The following is a 17,281-nucleotide window of genomic DNA, read 5'->3' as shown; positions in this document are numbered from 1 at the left end:
AATGAAAATATTTTTATTCAGTGTATTGGGGTTATTAGCGCTACCTGCAATGGCAGAAACCGTCAATATTAAGGTACATGGCAATGTGATTGCCATGCCCTGCAAAGTTGAAAATACCAGTTATAACGTGGAGCTCGGTAAGATAAATCGTTGGAATTACCGTAACCCTGCACAAAGCCCATGGGTGGATTTTTCTATTAAATTGGTTGATTGCCCTGTGACAACCAAAAATGCCAAATTCAGTATTAATGGAACACCTGATGCCATCGACAATAACTATTTTGTGAATACAGGTAGTTCCACAGGCAGCTTGTTACATCTCGCGCAGACAAACAATAAAGCCACCATAAAAAATGGCAGTATGGTAGATGTGGCTATCAATAGCGCCACTAAAAGTGCCGAAATTCCACTATCGGCAAGAATGGTAAGTTTACAGCCTATGTTTATATCAGGAAATTTTAAAAGCCATTTAGAGTTTTCCGTTATATATCCTTAATAAAGGAATATGATATTCATATCGTTATCCGTTAAAGATAATCTTAATATAATGCTCTTATTATGAAAAACATTATAAATAGGATGAAAATAGCATTCTCTAATTGAAATTTTAATTATTAACCTCCATATAAAATGGATAACTTTAATTGATGTGATTTAAGTCAAGATATCAAGTTAAATACCTGATAAACATATCTTTGAGGTAATAATATTCATTTGCCATCTGTTAGTTTATTTAACATATCGCAAATAATAAAAAGAGGTGAATTAATGGAAAATAGCTATCCAGTCTCCGCTGTTATTGGATATAAAATACGAAAGTTACGTAAAGAAAAAGGGTTATCCCTACTCACTGTAGCTCAATCGATTGGAATTAGTGAACAGCAACAGCTTCGTTATGAACGTGGGAATAATCGAATATCGATTGATCGGCTCAAACAATATGCTATTTATTTCAATACGAGTATTAATGACTTCTTTTTATTTAATGAAAGTGAAAGGGAAAAAATAAAGCAGAGTCTTAAAAGATCTCCAAATATATAGTATTTTTACTTAATCAATATTGGTCATTATAATGAAAAAGAACACCTCCAAAATTGTTGGCGCTCGCATTCGCTCATTCAGAAAAGAGCAAAATATGAGCATTCAACAGTTAAGCAAATTACTGGGCATTAGCCAACAACACCATTCCCGCCATGAACTGGGCGATATGCGTATTCACGTTGATACCTTATATTCAATTGCTGAAATTTTAGACATCGATATTATAGAATTAATCTGTGACGGCACTGAACAAGAAGATGGTTTTAATTATGTCTGTAAGGCTGATCGCAGTCGTCGCTATCAGGCTGAATCTTTGATTTCACCAGAACAAGATTTTTCACTGTTTAAATAATACTCAAGCCGCCTACCGGTATCTTTTTTATCATTGATACTGGCAGGTATCCTTTTAAAGTTTCTCTCTGACCAATATTAGCAAAAATAACCCCCATTAATGACAGACTAAAATTTATAATCATTTACGCTATTTCGGTATAGATACTCATCCTAAGACTAATTTCGATATTCTTATTGAGAATGTTAAGTTTTATTTTTCATTTTTAGATAATACATATTTGTCACTAATAATAAAAGCGTATTCTCCCCTCAAATTTTACGTTTAAATAATCTCCATATGCGAGATAGTTTATAGTTTAAAATCATAAAATAATTATTTTTAGTTTTATATTGTTATTTTACTTTAGTTTAAATAAATGAAGCCCAATAAAAACACCTTATTTAAATAATGATACCAAATGCTAGCGCATAATGTGTTTATATAAAAATTAGTAATAACAAATTAAAAATATTGTTATTAAAATTCAAAATACCCCCATCTTGTTTATTTATAAAAATAGCCACAAAATACTCGTGCTTTGAGTAGATAAGCAAATTTATATATTCCCCCCCAATTAAATTGAATATCGAATTAAGTTTCGGAGAGTAAAAAATGAAAAAACACGTCATTGCATCTTTAATTGCAACGAGCACCTTATTAATTTCTGCCAATAGCTTTGCTAAAGATGGTGATATTAATTTCACAGGTGAAATTACGGATAACGCATGTCAACTTGCAGCGGGCTCAGATGCTATCCAAGTAAATTTAGGGAAAGTTTCTAGAACGGCATTGCCAAGCACAGGTAGCACCGCCGCTGCCACTAAATTTACTATCCAATTGGAAAACTGCCCTGCGGCAGTGACCACCGCAACAGTAAAATTTGATGGTGTTTCCTATGAAGGCAACAACAGTGTACTTCAATTAACTAATCCAAATACCTCTGGTGTTGCAACCGGTGTTGGTATCCAAATTCAAGACGTTAAAGGCTTAACTGTCCCACTGTATACCGCTTCTAGCCCATACACATTACAAGAAACCGTTGTGAACAACTTAGATTTTACAGCGCGTTATATTGCGATGTCTGACACAGTGACCGTCGGTTTAGCGAATTCAACAGCAACCTTCACAATTAACTATAACTAATGATTAATTAAGGTTTATACGGATATAAACCTTAATTATTTTTACCCAGTGGTGGCAATATGAAAACAATTATCTCTGTCTGTATCATGTTATTTGCGCTCAGTCAGTCGGCCTATGCCGGTGTGATTATTGGGGGAACCCGCGTAATTTATCCAGAAGGGAATAAGGATGTCAGTATTAGCGTCGAAAATCCGGATAAAGTGCCCTATTTAATTCAATCATGGATTGAAAATGCCAATGAAGGCAAGCAAACGGACTTTACCATTACGCCACCACTTTTTCGTTTAAACCAAGAAAAAACCAACACATTACGTATTTTCTTAACCCAAAATACACTACCCAATGATAGAGAATCATTATTCTGGCTAAATATTAAAACTATTCCAGCCACTGAAAAGAAAACAGAAAACTCATTAAAAATCGCGTTTAAAACTCAGATGAAATTAATTTATCGCCCGAGTGCCATTAGTAAAGTCGATTTTTTGGAAGAGCAGAAGAAATTAACCTGGTTAAAAGACGGTCAATCGATCACCGTCAAAAACCCAACCCCCTATTATATGAATTTCCAAAGTATCAGTTTTAATGGAAAAAAAGTGAATGATGTCTCTTACGTGGCACCATTTTCCAGCAAGTCTTTCTCACTAATTAGCCCTGAACTGCACGGCACCATTAAATGGGAAGTGATCAACGATTATGGCTCAGCCAATAATCCGGCGGAAATAAAAATATAGCCTTAATGGCAATTAGGTTTATCTATGAAAATAAATAAAATATGCCTTAGCCTATTTATCGCCTTAGGCTATATTGCGACGTCCTCAGCAGAGCCAGACACCTATTTTGATCCTGAATTTCTTGAGCTACCAAATAAAGAATCGGTGGACTTAGGGCAATTCGAACGTAATGAACAATTACCAGGTCAATATTATGTGGATATCTACATTAATAAGAGCCTGATAGGTTCAAAGAGTGTCAGTTTTTCCAATAATGCCAAGAAAGAGCTGGAGCCATGCCTGACGCTCAGCGATTTAAAAGATGTGGGTGTGAAAGTTACAGATTATCCTAATCTACAAACCGCAGGGAATTCGTGCGTGAATCTATCCGCGATCCCCGATGCCAAAAGTGAGTTTGAATTTGGCTCTCAACGTCTCTATTTAAGTATTCCGCAGATTGCGTTGAATATGAACCCGCGCGGCTATGTGGATCTGGCGGCGATTGATGATGGGATCAACGCCCTGTTACTCAATTACAGTTATAACGGCTCACGCAATACCGATCGCAAAAACGACAAAAACAGCAGCAACTCCAACTATGTGAACTTACGTCCGGGGCTCAATATCGGCCCGTGGCGTCTGCGTAACTACACCACATGGCAAAGCAGTGACGGGCAGCGCAATAAATGGGACACGGTATATACCTATTTAAGCCGGAATATCAATGCGATAAAAAGCCAGCTGATTCTCGGGGATAGCACATCACCATCGGATATTTTTGACAGCGTGCCGTTTCGTGGGGCGCAGTTGGCGACCGATGATGATATGAACCCAGAAAGCTTACGTGGGTATGCACCCGTGGTACGCGGTATTGCGCGCAGTAATGCGCAGATCACCATTCGCCAAAACGGTTACACCATTTACCAAACCGATGTGGCAGCAGGTCCGTTTGAAATTAACGACCTCTACCCCACTGGCGGTAGCGGAGATCTGCACGTCACCATCAAAGAGGCCAATGGTAGCGAGCAATATCAAATTATCCCGTATGCCTCTTTGCCAGTTTTACAACGTGAAGGCTATGTTTCCTATAGCGTGACGGGTGGGCAATATCGCAGCTATGACAGCAGCGTAGATAAAAAACCGTTCGCCCAGTTCACATTGATCTACGGCTTACCGTGGGGGCTCACCGCCTTTGGGGGTAGCCAACTGAGTGATAAATACCAAGCCTATTCTGTGGGTGCGGGGCAAAACTTAGGGCGCTTTGGGGCATTATCTGTGGATGTCACCCACGCCAACTCCACTTTAAATAATGGCACCACGGAAAGCGGGCAATCTTACCGTTTTCGCTATAACAAAAACCTAAATGATATTGGTACCAACATTGCCCTCGCAGGGTATCGCTACTCTACGCAAGGCTTCTACAGTTTGGCGGAAGTGTTTGATGGCTATCGTAAAAGTGGATTTAGCCCACTGTATGAACGCCGCCGTAACCGCGGGGAAATCACCCTTAGCCAAAGCTTAGGGGATAACTGGGGTTCACTGTCTGTCGGTTTTGTTAGCGAAGATTACTGGAACAGTGATCGTAAAACCCAATCCACTACTATTGGCTATAACAATAGCTGGAATAATATCAGTTACGGATTGAATTACAGCTATAACAAAAATACTAACCCGAACATGAATAGTGGTGGACGCACGAAAGATGATGATCACCAATTTGCTTTTACAGTGAGCGTGCCGTTTAGCGTGTTTGAAGACACCTTCTATTACAACTTTAACAGTACCAGTAGCAGCGCCAATGGCTCGTCAGGGAGCATGGGGATTTCAGCAACCCAGCTGAACAATCGCTTAAATTGGAGTGCTCAGCAAAACTTCCCAACCCGTGATTCAGGGGCTTCCGGTAACTTAAATGCCAGCTACCGCGGGCAGTATGGGGAAATCACTGGGGGGACGGGATACAGCACCAACAATTACAACCTGTATTACGGTGCCAGCGGCAGTGTGGTCGCTCATTCCGGAGGGGTAGTTCTTGGTCAGCAACTGGGTGAAACGGCAGCCTTGGTGGAAATTCCCGATGCGCCTAATGTCCCGATTCTGAACCAAACCGGTATTCAAACTAACGGGCAAGGCTATGCCTTAGTGCCGTATGTCACCGCGTATCGTAGTAATGGGATTCAAATTGATACCAGCAAATTACCAAGTGATACCGAAATGGAGTTAACCACCCAAAACGTGGCGCCAAGCCGTGGAGCCATTGCTAAAGCCAGCTTTAATGCCAATGTGGGCTATCGCGCTATCATAATTTTGAATTTTAAAGATGGTAAACCGGTGCCATTCGGGGCGCAGGCGATTTTCCCAGATAATAATCAACTCAATGCGATGGTAGGTAATGACGGGGAAATTTATTTGTCGGGAATGCCAGAAAGCGGTTCATTTACCATTCAATATAACGATAAACAGCAGTGCCAAGTTTCTTATAACTTGGCGGGCTTACCGAATTATATTGGCTTATACAAAACCACTGCAGTTTGCCAATAAGGGAACATAAAATGAAAAAACTCATTATTCAATTTACATGTACCATTGGATGCTTATTTTTATATTCTGGTTATGGCTATTCTGCTGCATGTGCTAAGAATCCTAATTTAAATAATCGAACTGAATATATTCCTGCTAGAACATATACTATTCAATATGACGATAGTAGCACCAAAGTTTTAGATACCATCAAATTAACTTATGGAACTGCACCTTTATCTGTAACTGCGAATCCGAGTGGTTGCTACAATATTGGGCTACAATTACTCAACAGCCCGCCAATAACAAATACAACTATATCTACTTCAATTCCAGGCATCACTTTCACTGCTGAAACTGCGGCATTAAAAGTAAGTCAACCAATTAGTGTTTGGCAAAATAGTGGTACATTACTCAATATTAATAGCCCTTTATGGGAAATTAAAGTACAAAAAACAGGCTATGTTCGGACTGGTGGAACTGTGAATGCTAGAACTATAGGAACACTACAAGGGCTTGGTAATGAAAATGGTGTAAATACACGTTGGGCTTGGAATTTAACTACAGCAATACTTCCAGCAAATACAATGAAAATAATCGTATTAAGCTGTTCATTAAAAAACAGCCAAAGCACCTATAATATTAATATGGGCGACTGGTATGACACCCAATTTAAAAATATTAATGATACACAAGGTACAGTTGATATTCCAATTGCACTAAGTTGTCTTGCTGGCACCAATATTAAAGTCACGGTAACATCAGATACAATTGATAATGCAGCGAATGGTCGACTGGGTTTAACCGGTGCAGATAAAGCGACAGGTATTGCAGTGCAATTATTAAATAATGCCGGAACACCTATTGTATTAAATCAAAAATTTACTCAACAAAATAATGTTTCCCAAGGGGATTATATATTTGGCTGGAAAGCCCGTTATATTAAAACGGCTGCAACAGTCACACCAGGAACGGCAAATGCCAATGCTACCGTCAATATTCTTTATGAATAGAGGTTTAAAATGAAAAAATTACTGCTCGCCTTACTATTCTTAAATATATCGATAACGGCTTATGCTGCGAATACTGTCTATCTAAAATTTACCGGAAATATAAAAGCTGCAACGTGCAATTTATCTACCGGTAATAATGTGGATGTGGATCTGACCACCATTCCTTTAGATACTTTTTATAGTGGAACGAAAGCCTCAGATTGGAAATCGTTTACCATTGAATTAAAAGATTGCTCCTCATTTATTAATAGCGTGAAATTAACGTTCACAGGAACCGCAGATAGTGCCGATATCGCCAGCCTATATAAAAATAGCGGCACCGCTACCAATATTGCCATTCAACTACAAAGTGGCGATGGGGCTACACCGCTAGGCAATACCAAGATATTAACGGTTCCCACCAACGGGCAGCCTTTGGTCAGTATTCCCCTACGCACAAGGGCATTTTCCTCACTCGGCAATGGTACCGCGGGCACTTTATCCGCCAATATTACCGCCACGATTACCTATTTATAAGAGGCTGATCATGAAAAGAATATTATTCAGTTTACTTGGATTGTGCGCCCTGCCGGTGATGGCAGAAAACGTCAATATCTATGTGCATGGTAATGTCGTTGTTATGCCCTGCAAAGTTGAAAATACCAGTTATAACGTGGAGTTAGGTAAGATAAACCGTTGGAATTATCGCAACCCTGCGCAAAGCCCATGGGTGGATTTTTCTATCAAACTGGTTGATTGCCCTGTTTCAACAAAAAATGCCAAATTCAGTGTTAATGGCACTGCCGATGCCACCGATAATAACTATTTTGTGAATACAGGTAGCTCTACAAATAGCTTGCTGCATCTCGCACAAACGAGTAATAAAGCCACGATTAAAAATGGCAGTGCGGTAGATATGGCTATCAATAGCACAACCAAAAGTGCCGAAATTCCGTTATCTGCAAGAATGATTAGCCTTCAACCCATGTTTACCCCTGGGGATTTTAAAAGCCATTTAGAGTTTTCGCTGACATATCAGTAAAACACAATCTTAAAAATGTACTGTAATAGCTTAATAATATTTAATAGCACTCTTGTGATAAATCTTTAATAAGGTATACAAAATGAAAAATCGTATTTATCGCACCATATTAGTTATTGGGACTTTATTTTTATATTCCCATTACTCTTTGGCTGAATGTGCTCAAAATCCGCAAAATAACTTAAGAAGTACAGCTTCAGGAAAAACGATTACTGTGCAGTACGATAATATCTCAGCAATCGGAACCGTTCTTGATACACAATATGTGCAAGCATTTTCGAGTAATTATAATTTTGCAGACTCTGCCACTGGCAGAGTTGCATGCGGTGGATACCAAGATCTGTATTATGTGAATGGGTGGTCAGCTAATGCCAGTAAAATAGCAGCAACTGGTATCGCTGGTATAGGTATTAGAATCAATTACAGTACTTTTGGTTCAAATAGCTATATTCCTATAACGTCATCTAATGCAGGAAGCGGAGCTAGTTGGGTGATGCCACCCTCTGGTTGGAATATTCAAATTGTAAAAACAGGTACTATTACATCCTCAGGAACATTAAGAGGTGGAGAAATCGCCTATATAACCCAAGGTAATTCGACAACAGGAACCCGATTTATAGGAAATAGATTAAGTCTTCCAACAAACTATCGAATCAACGTCGTTAGTTGTTCACTAAAAAACAGTAAAAATACCTATGATATTAATTTAGGCGATTGGTATGACACCCAATTTAAAAATATTGGTGATTTCCAAGGAACGGTTAATATTCCGATAACATTAAGTTGCCAAACAGGTACCAATATAAAATACACAGTAACTTCAGATACTGTTGATAATGCAGCAAATGGGCGGCTTGGGTTAAGTGGAGCAAATAAAGCCACAGGCATTGCTGTGCAATTACTGAATAACGCTGGAACCCCAATTCAGTTAAATACTAAATTAGTACAGCAAAATTCCGTGCCTGCAAATGACTATATTTTTGGTTGGAAAGCACGCTATATCAAAACCGCAGCAATAGTAACACCAGGAACAGCAAATGCTAATGCAACTGTTAATATTCGCTATGAGTAGGTAAGAAATAGATTATCTATTTTCGTTAATTAGAAATTTTATTGAATAATAATCGAATTAGATGATTAAAGAGGAGTTGATGATGCCTGAATATTATCCTGTGTCCCGAATTATTGGCAAGAAAATTACCTATTATCGAAAAATGAATGGATTATCTCTTTACGATATTGCCAAAATGATTAATGTTAGTGAACAGCAACAATCTCGTTATGAACGAGGAATTAACCGTATTAATTTGGATAGACTTAGTCAGTATGCAGAAATATTCAATATTGGTTTATTAGATTTTTTTAACCTGAGTGAACATGAAACTAAAAATGTAAAAATACATTTTGATAGATAATCTAATATCGACCATTATTCAATATAAGTACAACAAGAGAAATTTTCATTTATTGACCTAGATCTATAGTTTAACCTGAGAATTAATGCTAGGTTAATAATCATATTGAGCTTGTTAGGCTTAATAAATCGTCTAATTAAGATTGATTTATTTCCATGTATTCACTTATTCACAAGGAGGCTCAATATGTCTAAAAATTATCTCATATCTAAAATGGTCGGTAGTAAAATTATTTATTATCGCAAAATGAATGAAATCACATTAAGGGAGCTTGCGGATACCATTGGTGTTAGCGAGCAGCAGCAGTCACGTTATGAAAGAGGAGTTAATAGAATTAATTTAGATAGATTAGGGCAATATGCGGACTATTTTGAAATTGGTATAAAAGACCTTTTAGATATCAATAAAAAATAAGTGTTTCGATATATTCTATTTATTTAAAAACAATCTAATTAACTCTCATAATAAATATACCTAGGAGTTAACGATATGGAGAAAATAGTATCAAAATCTGTCGGTCTAAAAATAAGAGCGCTAAGAGATAGCCACGGAATCAGTGGAAAACAACTGAGCGAACAATTGGGGATCAGTCAGCAACATTTATCTCGCTACGAAAATGGCGATGTGAATATTCATGTGGACACGCTCTACCATTTCTCTCTTATTTTCTCGGTCGACCCTGCCTATTTCTTTGCAGAATTTAATGAAATAACTAGCAGCCGCGAGGAGCAAGACCATAAAAAAAGTTACTACGCTGCCGAGTCGGTCGTTTTCTGAACGAACGTTTCTGAATTCATACTCGCCACACCCTAGCTAATTTCACAATCGGTGCTTTAAAATTTAAGCACCGATTTATCACCCTATAAATGATCCTTCTTTTTGGATTCTTCAAGTAACCATTGCTGGAAAATCGTCATAGCTGGTGTCATCGGTTTGGATTTTAATCGACTCAGCCAGTAACCCCCGAGAGTCACGGAAATATCAAATGGCTGAACCAAATCCCCTGCACTTAGCTCCCGCTCAAACATACAGCTTGGTGCGATGGCAACACCGTCCATCAATAAAGCCGCTTCCACCATTAAACGGGAAGAATCAAAAACAGGTCCTTTCACACGCCACGGTTCCACATTCGCCGCTAAAAACCATTTTTCCCATTCATCTTTACGATAAGATCGCATCAACGGAAAATTTTGTAAATCAATGGGATGCTTAAGTTTATGAGCGACCTTTTCGGCACAAAGCACCGTATGCGGCGCAGAAAATAACGGCGTATTTTCCACTAATGGCCAAAGCCCTTCCCCAAAACGGATCGCAAAATCAGCCCCTTCTCCAGCTAAATTCACCACGTTATTATGGGTCATAATGCGCAAATCAATATAAGGGTAAAGATCGGAAAAATGCGATAAACGCGGTAATAGCCAGCCCGCCGCAAAGGTACCCACCACAGAAACATTCAGAACCTCATGATAATGACCATCTTCGAATTGCTGCAATAATGATTCGATTTGGTCGAAAGATCGGCTAACGACAGGCAATAATGCCAACCCCTCATCGGTCAGTGCTAGCCCTCTAGGCAAACGAATAAATAGCTCTAAGCCTAGTTGTTCTTCCAGCGCACGAACTTGCTGGCTTACCGCTGCCTGAGTGACATTTAACTCCATACCTGCTCGAGTAAAGCTTAGATGGCGCGCAGATGCCTCAAAGGCTCTGAGTGCATTGAGGGGTAAACGGTAGCGAGCATTTTCAGCCATAAGATTTTCTTTTACCTCATCGAATTTTATATCGTTTTAACTAATGCCAAAAAAGCCGCATACTCCGATACCAGAATCACGCTTCCTTTGGTATGTGACCGCCTCTTGTTTGTCACTCATCATAACTAAAACTTTTATTTAAATGGATATCTGTATGAAAAATCTTTTTCGTCGCGGACGGCTGCTTGTCGCCCTAAGTTTGGCATTTACCTCACTATCTAGCGTGGCATTAACGCAATCCGATGTGGACAGCATTATTAAACCGTTGATGAAACAGCAGCAAATTCCGGGAATGTCTGTTGCGATTTCCGTGGATGGTGAGCATTTTATCTATCACTATGGCGTGCAGTCTAAACAGACTCAGGTGCCTGTGAGCAACAATACGTTGTATGAAATCGGTTCTTTATCAAAGACCTTTACCGCCACGCTTGCCGCCTATGCTCAAGGACAAGGTAAGTTAGATTTTGCACAAACCGTCAGCCATTATTTACCCAAATTAAAAAATAGCGCATTTGATAAAGTAACAGTGATGAATCTAGCCACCCACACTTCAGGCTTATCGCTATTTGTTCCGGATGCAGTGACTAACCGCGCGGAGCTAATCCATTATTATCAGCAGTGGTCCCCTGTAAAACCTATTGGTGAATACCGTTCATACTCCAATCTTGGTGTGGGTTTATTAGGCATGGTGACTGCTAAGCAACTTAATCAGTCATTCCCTGATGCAATAGAAAAGATGATGTTACCAGCTTTGGGCATGAAGCATACTTATTTACAGGTACCGCAAAATCAGCAAAAAAATTATGCTCAAGGGTATAACAAGCAGCATCAGCCGGTGCGTGTAACTCCACAAATTTTAGATAATGAAGCCTACGGCTTGAAATCCAACGCGAAGGATTTGATCCACTTTTTAGATATTAATATGCAAGTGGCCAACGTAGCGAAACCGTGGCAAGAGGCGGTGGAAGATACGCACGCTGGCGTGTATATGACGGATTCTTTTGTGCAAGATTTGATGTGGGAAAGTTATCCGTGGCCAGTTTCACTCGCCCAGTTACAACAAGGTAACCGTGATGATATGGCACTGAAACCGCAAAAAGTGGATGCCATTCAGCCACCGATGCCACCAGAATCTCGCTCACTGTATAACAAAACTGGCTCCACCGGCGGATTCGCCACCTACGCGGTATTTATTCCCGAAGAAAAAATCGCCGTGGTGCTGCTTTCCAACCAATGGTACCCAATCCCTGAGCGCATCAACACTGCCTACCAGCTCATCGAAAAAGTGAAGCACTAGCCCTGCGCCAAACGCGGAATATGCAGGAAATTTAATACTCAAAATAATCATATGCCAAGCATCCAATGTTCTAAATAATTCACGTTGTGGCTAGGCGTCAAACGAGGTTATCTCGGGGAGCATACAAAAGTATGTGACCCGAGTGACCGAGAGCAGACAACAAAGCCACGGCGTGAAGTATGACGAACATTTAGATGACTCGGGAGAATTGGCGCTGCCTCATTTGACTTCGTAAGTAAACATCAAAACACATACACACATTACGAATCAGCAAACGCCCGCGTGGCGTGACTTTAATCCCCGTTTCACTGACTTCCACCAGCCCATCTTCTGCCATTGGTTTCAGCAGTTCTAGGTCTTCTTTAAAATAGGTTTTGAAGTCAATTGGGTAGAGCGCTTCTATTTGCGCAAAACTCAATTGGAAGTTGCAAATCAATGTTTTGATCACGTCACGGCGCAGGCAGTCGTCGTCAGTTAGCACTAATCCACGCCATAGGGCATGCCCCTTTTCTTCCACTTGCGCGTAGTAAGTTTTTAAATCTTTCTGATTTTGGGCGTAGTTATCGCCGAGCATGCTGATCGCTGATACTCCTAATCCTAATAAATCGCAATCTCCTTGGGTGGTATACCCTTGGAAATTACGATGTAAAATTCCTTCTCGCTGTGCGACCGCCAGTTCATCTTCTGGGCGCGCAAAGTGATCCATCCCGATAAATTGATAACCGTCGGATGTCAGCGTTGCGATAGTATCTTGCAGAATATCCAGTTTTTGCTCCGCCGTTGGCAGGTCTTCATCTTTAATTTTACGCTGCGCTGCAAATAAATTCGGTAAATGCGCATAGTTGAAAACGCTTAAACGATCGGGAGCGAGCTCCGCCACTTTTTTCAATGTAAATGCGAAGCTTTCTGGGGTTTGTTTTGGTAAACCATAAATTAGGTCGATACTGGTTGAAGTGAAGCCAGTCTCTTTGGCACGTTTAATGAGCGCAAAAATAAACTCTTCATCTTGCTCGCGGTTAACCAGAACTTGCACTTCTTTATTAAAATCTTGAACACCCATGCTTAGGCGGTTAAAGCCTTCACTGCGCAGATGGTCAATCATGTCGAGTTCGATTTCGCGGGGATCCACTTCGATGGACATCTCGGCATCAGGCGCAAAATGAAAATGTTTTTTCAGCAAGCCAACTAAATGGCTCACTTGCACCTTGTCTAAATACGTTGGTGTACCACCGCCCCAGTGCATTTGAGTCACTGTACGATTTTTAAGTAACGCGGCACGCTGGATAATTTCTTTTTCAATGACTTGTAAATACTCATCCGCTTTATGTTTTTGGCGAGTAACTAGCTTATTACAGCCGCAGAAATAGCACAGTTTGTGGCAAAACGGGATATGCACATACAGAGACAAAGGACGGTCAGGATAACGCTGGGTTGCCTCAACAAAAGCCTGTTCGTTGTAGTCTTGATTGAACTCTAAGGCTGTTGGATAAGAGGTATAACGTGGACCTGAATAGTTATATTTCTGGATGAGAGAGAGATCCCAAACGATATTTTGCTCTGACATTGATATTCCTTAATTGACCACAAGCTCGAAAGCATCACTGTTAATTATATCTCTTTAGATTATTTTTTAGCTATTTATGTAAAGAGTCTATACCGCAAAGATTATAGCGATGTTAGGAAAAACAGATTTGATGCAACATCAAAGAAAAGGAAGATAGGCGAGAAATTAAGCAGAATTCCTCCCGTTTACCACGGGAGGAACGAATAGAGAGGCAATTATTTACTTTTTAAGATGCGCATAATGTCATCAAATTTCTCTTCTTCCTCTTCATCACCGTCTTCGTCCGCATATTCAATACCGAGGATATTCATCAGTTCATCGATGCGATCTAAGCAGGTATCAACATATTGCTGCTCTTGCGCAGTAATGGTTTCGCCATCTTCCAGTCGTGCCAGAATCTCATCTAAGCGATCGTTGCTTTCCAGCATTTCCAGTTCTTTTTCTGGCGTCAGTTTTTCTTTAGCAACTGGCTTTTCTTTCACGACAGGACGCGCAACTGGCTGGTTACTTTCAACCACCAGTGGAATTGGTTTTTTACTGCCAATACGTGGGTCAGCCTGAACATTTTGCCCATTTTTTTGACCATTCGAAGCACCGTCTTGGTTACGGCTACCAGACTTATGCCCGCGATGTTTTTTCTCGCGTTTACGCTCACGACCTTCTGCGTTGAGCTCTTCTTTCGTCTTACGGTATTTTTTCTTCAGTTTTGCGGTCGGTTTTTTCGGTGAATTCATGGTTTGCTACCTTGATAAAATCAGTTTCTGCAGCGGAATCTAGCAGGATCCCTTAAGCAGCGAAAGCACTACTTTGCAATTTAGGTGAATTTTATCTCACTTTGCATTCGCAACAGTACTTTAATGATTATACCTTAAATAATTTGAGTTGCATGCAAGCAACAAAAAGGGAGAGCCTAACTAGCTGTATCGCCAGAAAATAGAGAGTCACCTTGAGCAATGCTCTAAATAACTCAAGTTGCCTAAGCATTTCAATGCTCTAACTAGCTATATCACCAGAAAATAGAAAGATATCCTGAGTAATATTCTAAATAATTCAAGTTGTGGCTAGGCGTCAATCGAGGTTATCTCGGGGAGCATACATAAGTATGTGACCCGAGTAGCCGAGAGAAGACAACAACGCCACAGCTTGAAGTATGACGAATATTAGGCGTCGACGAGAACCATTTTGAGTAAAAACATCGCCGCGACTAAAATTACACACAGACCCAGATCACGCCAGCGCCCTGTACCAATCTTCATCGCACAATACGCGATAAAGCCTAGCGCAATACCTTCTGTAATCGAGAAGCTAAATGGCATCATGACCGCAGTAATAAACGCTGGAACGGATTCCGTTAAGTCATCCCATTTCACGCGCGTTAAGCTTGAAGTCATCAGAACACCAACATAGATCAGCGCGCCTGCGGTTGCATAAGCAGGAACCATGCCTGCCAGCGGAGAGATAAACATCGTCAGCAGGAATAACACACCGACGACAATCGCGGTTAAACCTGTACGACCGCCCACCGATACCCCTGAAGAGCTTTCGATGTACGCCGTTACAGACGAAGTTCCCATTGCAGAGCCTGCCACAGAACTTAAGCTATCCACATACAGCGCTTGTTTCATGCGAGGGAAAGTTCCACGCTCGTTGGTAATACCCGCTTTGTCTGTTACCCCAATCATGGTGCCCGAGGAGTCAAACAGGTTCACTAACATAAAGGCAAAGATAACCCCAGAAAGTGCCAGATCCAGTGAGCCCGCAAAGTCCACTTGTCCAACAACACTGGTAATGCTTGGTGGCATTGAGAAAATGCCCGTATATTTCACATCACCCAGCGCTAAACCAATCAGCGTCGTCACGGCGATAGATACCAATACTGCCGCATGAATATTACGCGCAGCTAAAATGGCAATAATGAAAAAGCCTAATGCCCCTAACCACACATTATGGTGAGTTAGGTTACCAATTGACACTAAGGTATCTGGGTTTGCGACGATAATACCGGAGTTTTTCAGTCCCATCATGGCGATAAACAGACCGATACCGCTGGTGATCCCCACACGTAAACTCAGGGGAATATTAGCGATAATCCAGTAACGAATACGGAATAACGTTAGAATAAATAAGCCAACTGCGCCCCAGAATACCGCCCCCATAGCGACTTGCCATGAATAGCCCATCGCCCCAACGACCACAAAGGCAAAGAAGGCATTTAGCCCCATCGCGGGTGCAACAGCAATAGGTAAGTTAGCCAGTAAGCCCATTAAAATACTGCCGATGGCTGCGATTAAGCAGGTGGTCACGAATACCGCTTTGATATCCATGCCAGCGACGGACAAAATTTGTGGGTTAACGAAAACGATATATACCATCGTCAGGAAGGTGGTGAACCCTGCAACGACCTCTGTTCTTGCGGTGGTGCCGTGTTCTTGTAATTTAAACACACGCTGAAACAGACCCTGCGATTGCGAGGAGCCAGATGATTGATTAGTCATTAAAATGCGCCTTGTCGAAATGTCATGCCCTAGATTGCCAATGGATGCGTGGTGGGCACGAAAAAAAGTTTTTTTCGGCTCATGGTACAACTAAACGATGCAAAAGAAAACGATTGCGTCATTTTAAATAAGTCGTATTTCCTAACTGACTGATACTGTAAATGAATATCGAGGGAGATATGGCGGTTGTCATACCGCCATTGAGGGATTAAGCCGCCTTTGTGCGATTAAGAAAGCGCAATCAGCTTTTGACGTCGCCAAAACAGCCAACCGCGTTTTGCTGAACGGCTGCGCGCTGCACTTTTATCACTGAGCTTTTTCGCCACTTGATTGGCAATAATTTCTACTGACAGGCACATCACAAAGTAGATAAATGCCACAAACAAGAACACTTCCAGCGGATAGATCATTTCACGGTTATTCACCTGTGTTGCTAAGAATGACAGCTCTGCCACTCCCACAATATACGCCAGAGAGGTATCTTTAATTAACGCAACCCATTGGTTAATAAAGGAAGGCACCATCATTCGTAATGCCTGAGGTAACACCACATTCCACAGAACTTGCCAGCGGTTAAACCCGAGAGAAAGCCCAGCGTTCCATTGCCCTTGACCGATAGCTAAAATTCCCGCTTTCACGCCGTGCGCTAAATAGGCTGAAGTGATCAGCGCTAATGCGCACACCACCGCCGTCACGCCTGGAATTTCCGTTCCGAAGACAATAGGCAGTAGGAAGTAAGTCCAGAAAATCAACATGATGACGGGAATGGCGCGGAAAAAACCTAAAACGGCGGCAAATAAATTCATCCAGAAGCCACGTAGCATCGCCAGCGCAATACCACCCAATGTGCCGAGGACAATAGACGCAGCGCCAGCCAATACGCTCATAATCAGCGTCAGTGCTGCCCCTTCCAAGGGACCATCAGGATAAGCCCCAAATAGCAGATATTGCCAGTTATCCGTAATGACTGAAAAATCCAT

At 40.9% G+C, this 17,281-nt stretch carries 19 protein-coding genes; 14 read left to right on the top strand and 5 right to left on the bottom strand.

The window, feature by feature from the left end; genetic code table 11:
- Position 1 precedes the first annotated feature (1 nt).
- From ACIH2S_RS01310 to ACIH2S_RS01250, 13 genes are all read left to right on the top strand, one after another.
- Positions 2–496: a fimbrial protein gene (locus tag ACIH2S_RS01310; RefSeq protein WP_036948527.1), complete on the top strand. Its 495-nt coding sequence runs from the start codon at positions 2–4 to the stop codon at positions 494–496.
- Positions 497–768: 272 nt separating this feature from the next.
- Complete coding sequence (locus ACIH2S_RS01305; protein ID WP_036948525.1) at positions 769–1,041, top strand: helix-turn-helix domain-containing protein; 273 nt, start codon at positions 769–771, stop codon at positions 1,039–1,041.
- A gap of 31 nt (positions 1,042–1,072) precedes the next feature.
- Positions 1,073–1,393 carry a helix-turn-helix domain-containing protein gene (locus ACIH2S_RS01300; protein ID WP_036948522.1) on the top strand — a complete coding sequence of 107 codons (321 nt, stop codon included), beginning with the start codon at positions 1,073–1,075 and terminating at the stop codon, positions 1,391–1,393.
- A gap of 594 nt (positions 1,394–1,987) precedes the next feature.
- Positions 1,988–2,518: a fimbrial protein gene (locus tag ACIH2S_RS01295; RefSeq protein WP_036948519.1), complete on the top strand. Its 531-nt coding sequence runs from the start codon at positions 1,988–1,990 to the stop codon at positions 2,516–2,518.
- Between the two features lie 59 nt (positions 2,519–2,577).
- Complete coding sequence (locus ACIH2S_RS01290) at positions 2,578–3,249, top strand: fimbrial biogenesis chaperone (RefSeq protein WP_036948517.1); 672 nt, start codon at positions 2,578–2,580, stop codon at positions 3,247–3,249.
- 24 nt (positions 3,250–3,273) lie between these two features.
- Positions 3,274–5,766, top strand: coding sequence for a fimbria/pilus outer membrane usher protein (locus ACIH2S_RS01285; RefSeq protein WP_430247958.1), 2,493 nt, complete (start codon positions 3,274–3,276; stop codon positions 5,764–5,766).
- Between the two features lie 11 nt (positions 5,767–5,777).
- Complete coding sequence (locus tag ACIH2S_RS01280) at positions 5,778–6,758, top strand: fimbrial protein (protein ID WP_272535404.1); 981 nt, start codon at positions 5,778–5,780, stop codon at positions 6,756–6,758.
- Between the two features lie 9 nt (positions 6,759–6,767).
- Positions 6,768–7,274 (top strand): fimbrial protein, encoded by a 507-nt coding sequence (locus tag ACIH2S_RS01275; RefSeq protein WP_272535402.1) that lies wholly within the window; start codon positions 6,768–6,770, stop codon positions 7,272–7,274.
- Between the two features lie 10 nt (positions 7,275–7,284).
- Entirely contained in the window at positions 7,285–7,779 is a 495-nt protein-coding gene (locus ACIH2S_RS01270; RefSeq protein ID WP_108478709.1) for a fimbrial protein, read from the top strand.
- A gap of 82 nt (positions 7,780–7,861) precedes the next feature.
- Complete coding sequence (locus tag ACIH2S_RS01265; protein ID WP_108478708.1) at positions 7,862–8,851, top strand: fimbrial protein; 990 nt, start codon at positions 7,862–7,864, stop codon at positions 8,849–8,851.
- 82 nt (positions 8,852–8,933) lie between these two features.
- Positions 8,934–9,194 carry a helix-turn-helix domain-containing protein gene (locus tag ACIH2S_RS01260; protein WP_108478707.1) on the top strand — a complete coding sequence of 87 codons (261 nt, stop codon included), beginning with the start codon at positions 8,934–8,936 and terminating at the stop codon, positions 9,192–9,194.
- Between the two features lie 186 nt (positions 9,195–9,380).
- Complete coding sequence (locus ACIH2S_RS01255; RefSeq protein WP_108478706.1) at positions 9,381–9,608, top strand: helix-turn-helix domain-containing protein; 228 nt, start codon at positions 9,381–9,383, stop codon at positions 9,606–9,608.
- Between the two features lie 75 nt (positions 9,609–9,683).
- Complete coding sequence (locus ACIH2S_RS01250) at positions 9,684–9,971, top strand: helix-turn-helix domain-containing protein (RefSeq protein ID WP_036948501.1); 288 nt, start codon at positions 9,684–9,686, stop codon at positions 9,969–9,971.
- Positions 9,972–10,054: 83 nt separating this feature from the next.
- Here the strand turns inward: ACIH2S_RS01250 and ACIH2S_RS01245 are convergent, their stop codons facing one another.
- Complete coding sequence (locus ACIH2S_RS01245; protein WP_036948499.1) at positions 10,055–10,945, bottom strand: LysR family transcriptional regulator; 891 nt, start codon at positions 10,943–10,945, stop codon at positions 10,055–10,057.
- 154 nt (positions 10,946–11,099) lie between these two features.
- Between ACIH2S_RS01245 and ampC the strand changes: the two genes are divergently transcribed.
- Entirely contained in the window at positions 11,100–12,242 is a 1,143-nt protein-coding gene (gene ampC / locus ACIH2S_RS01240; protein WP_430247954.1) for a class C beta-lactamase, read from the top strand.
- A 190-nt stretch (positions 12,243–12,432) separates the two neighbouring features.
- Here ampC and hemN read toward each other — a convergent pair whose 3' ends face one another.
- From hemN to ACIH2S_RS01220, 4 genes are all read right to left on the bottom strand, one after another.
- A complete protein-coding gene (gene hemN, locus ACIH2S_RS01235) occupies positions 12,433–13,806 on the bottom strand; it encodes an oxygen-independent coproporphyrinogen III oxidase (protein ID WP_272535393.1) in 1,374 nt (457 codons plus the stop codon).
- A gap of 215 nt (positions 13,807–14,021) precedes the next feature.
- Positions 14,022–14,540 (bottom strand): Der GTPase-activating protein YihI, encoded by a 519-nt coding sequence (gene yihI / locus ACIH2S_RS01230; protein ID WP_036948490.1) that lies wholly within the window; start codon positions 14,538–14,540, stop codon positions 14,022–14,024.
- Positions 14,541–14,966: 426 nt separating this feature from the next.
- The gene (locus ACIH2S_RS01225; RefSeq protein WP_108478703.1) at positions 14,967–16,301 is read right to left on the bottom strand and encodes an NCS2 family permease; all 1,335 of its coding nucleotides are present in this window, start codon (positions 16,299–16,301) and stop codon (positions 14,967–14,969) included.
- Positions 16,302–16,528: 227 nt separating this feature from the next.
- Positions 16,529–17,281 carry an amino acid ABC transporter permease gene (locus tag ACIH2S_RS01220; RefSeq protein WP_036948484.1) on the bottom strand — a complete coding sequence of 251 codons (753 nt, stop codon included), beginning with the start codon at positions 17,279–17,281 and terminating at the stop codon, positions 16,529–16,531.

Source organism: Providencia lanzhouensis, assembly GCF_050469745.1.
GTDB lineage: Bacteria > Pseudomonadota > Gammaproteobacteria > Enterobacterales > Enterobacteriaceae > Providencia > Providencia lanzhouensis.
This window is presented reverse-complemented; position numbering and strand designations above follow the sequence as displayed.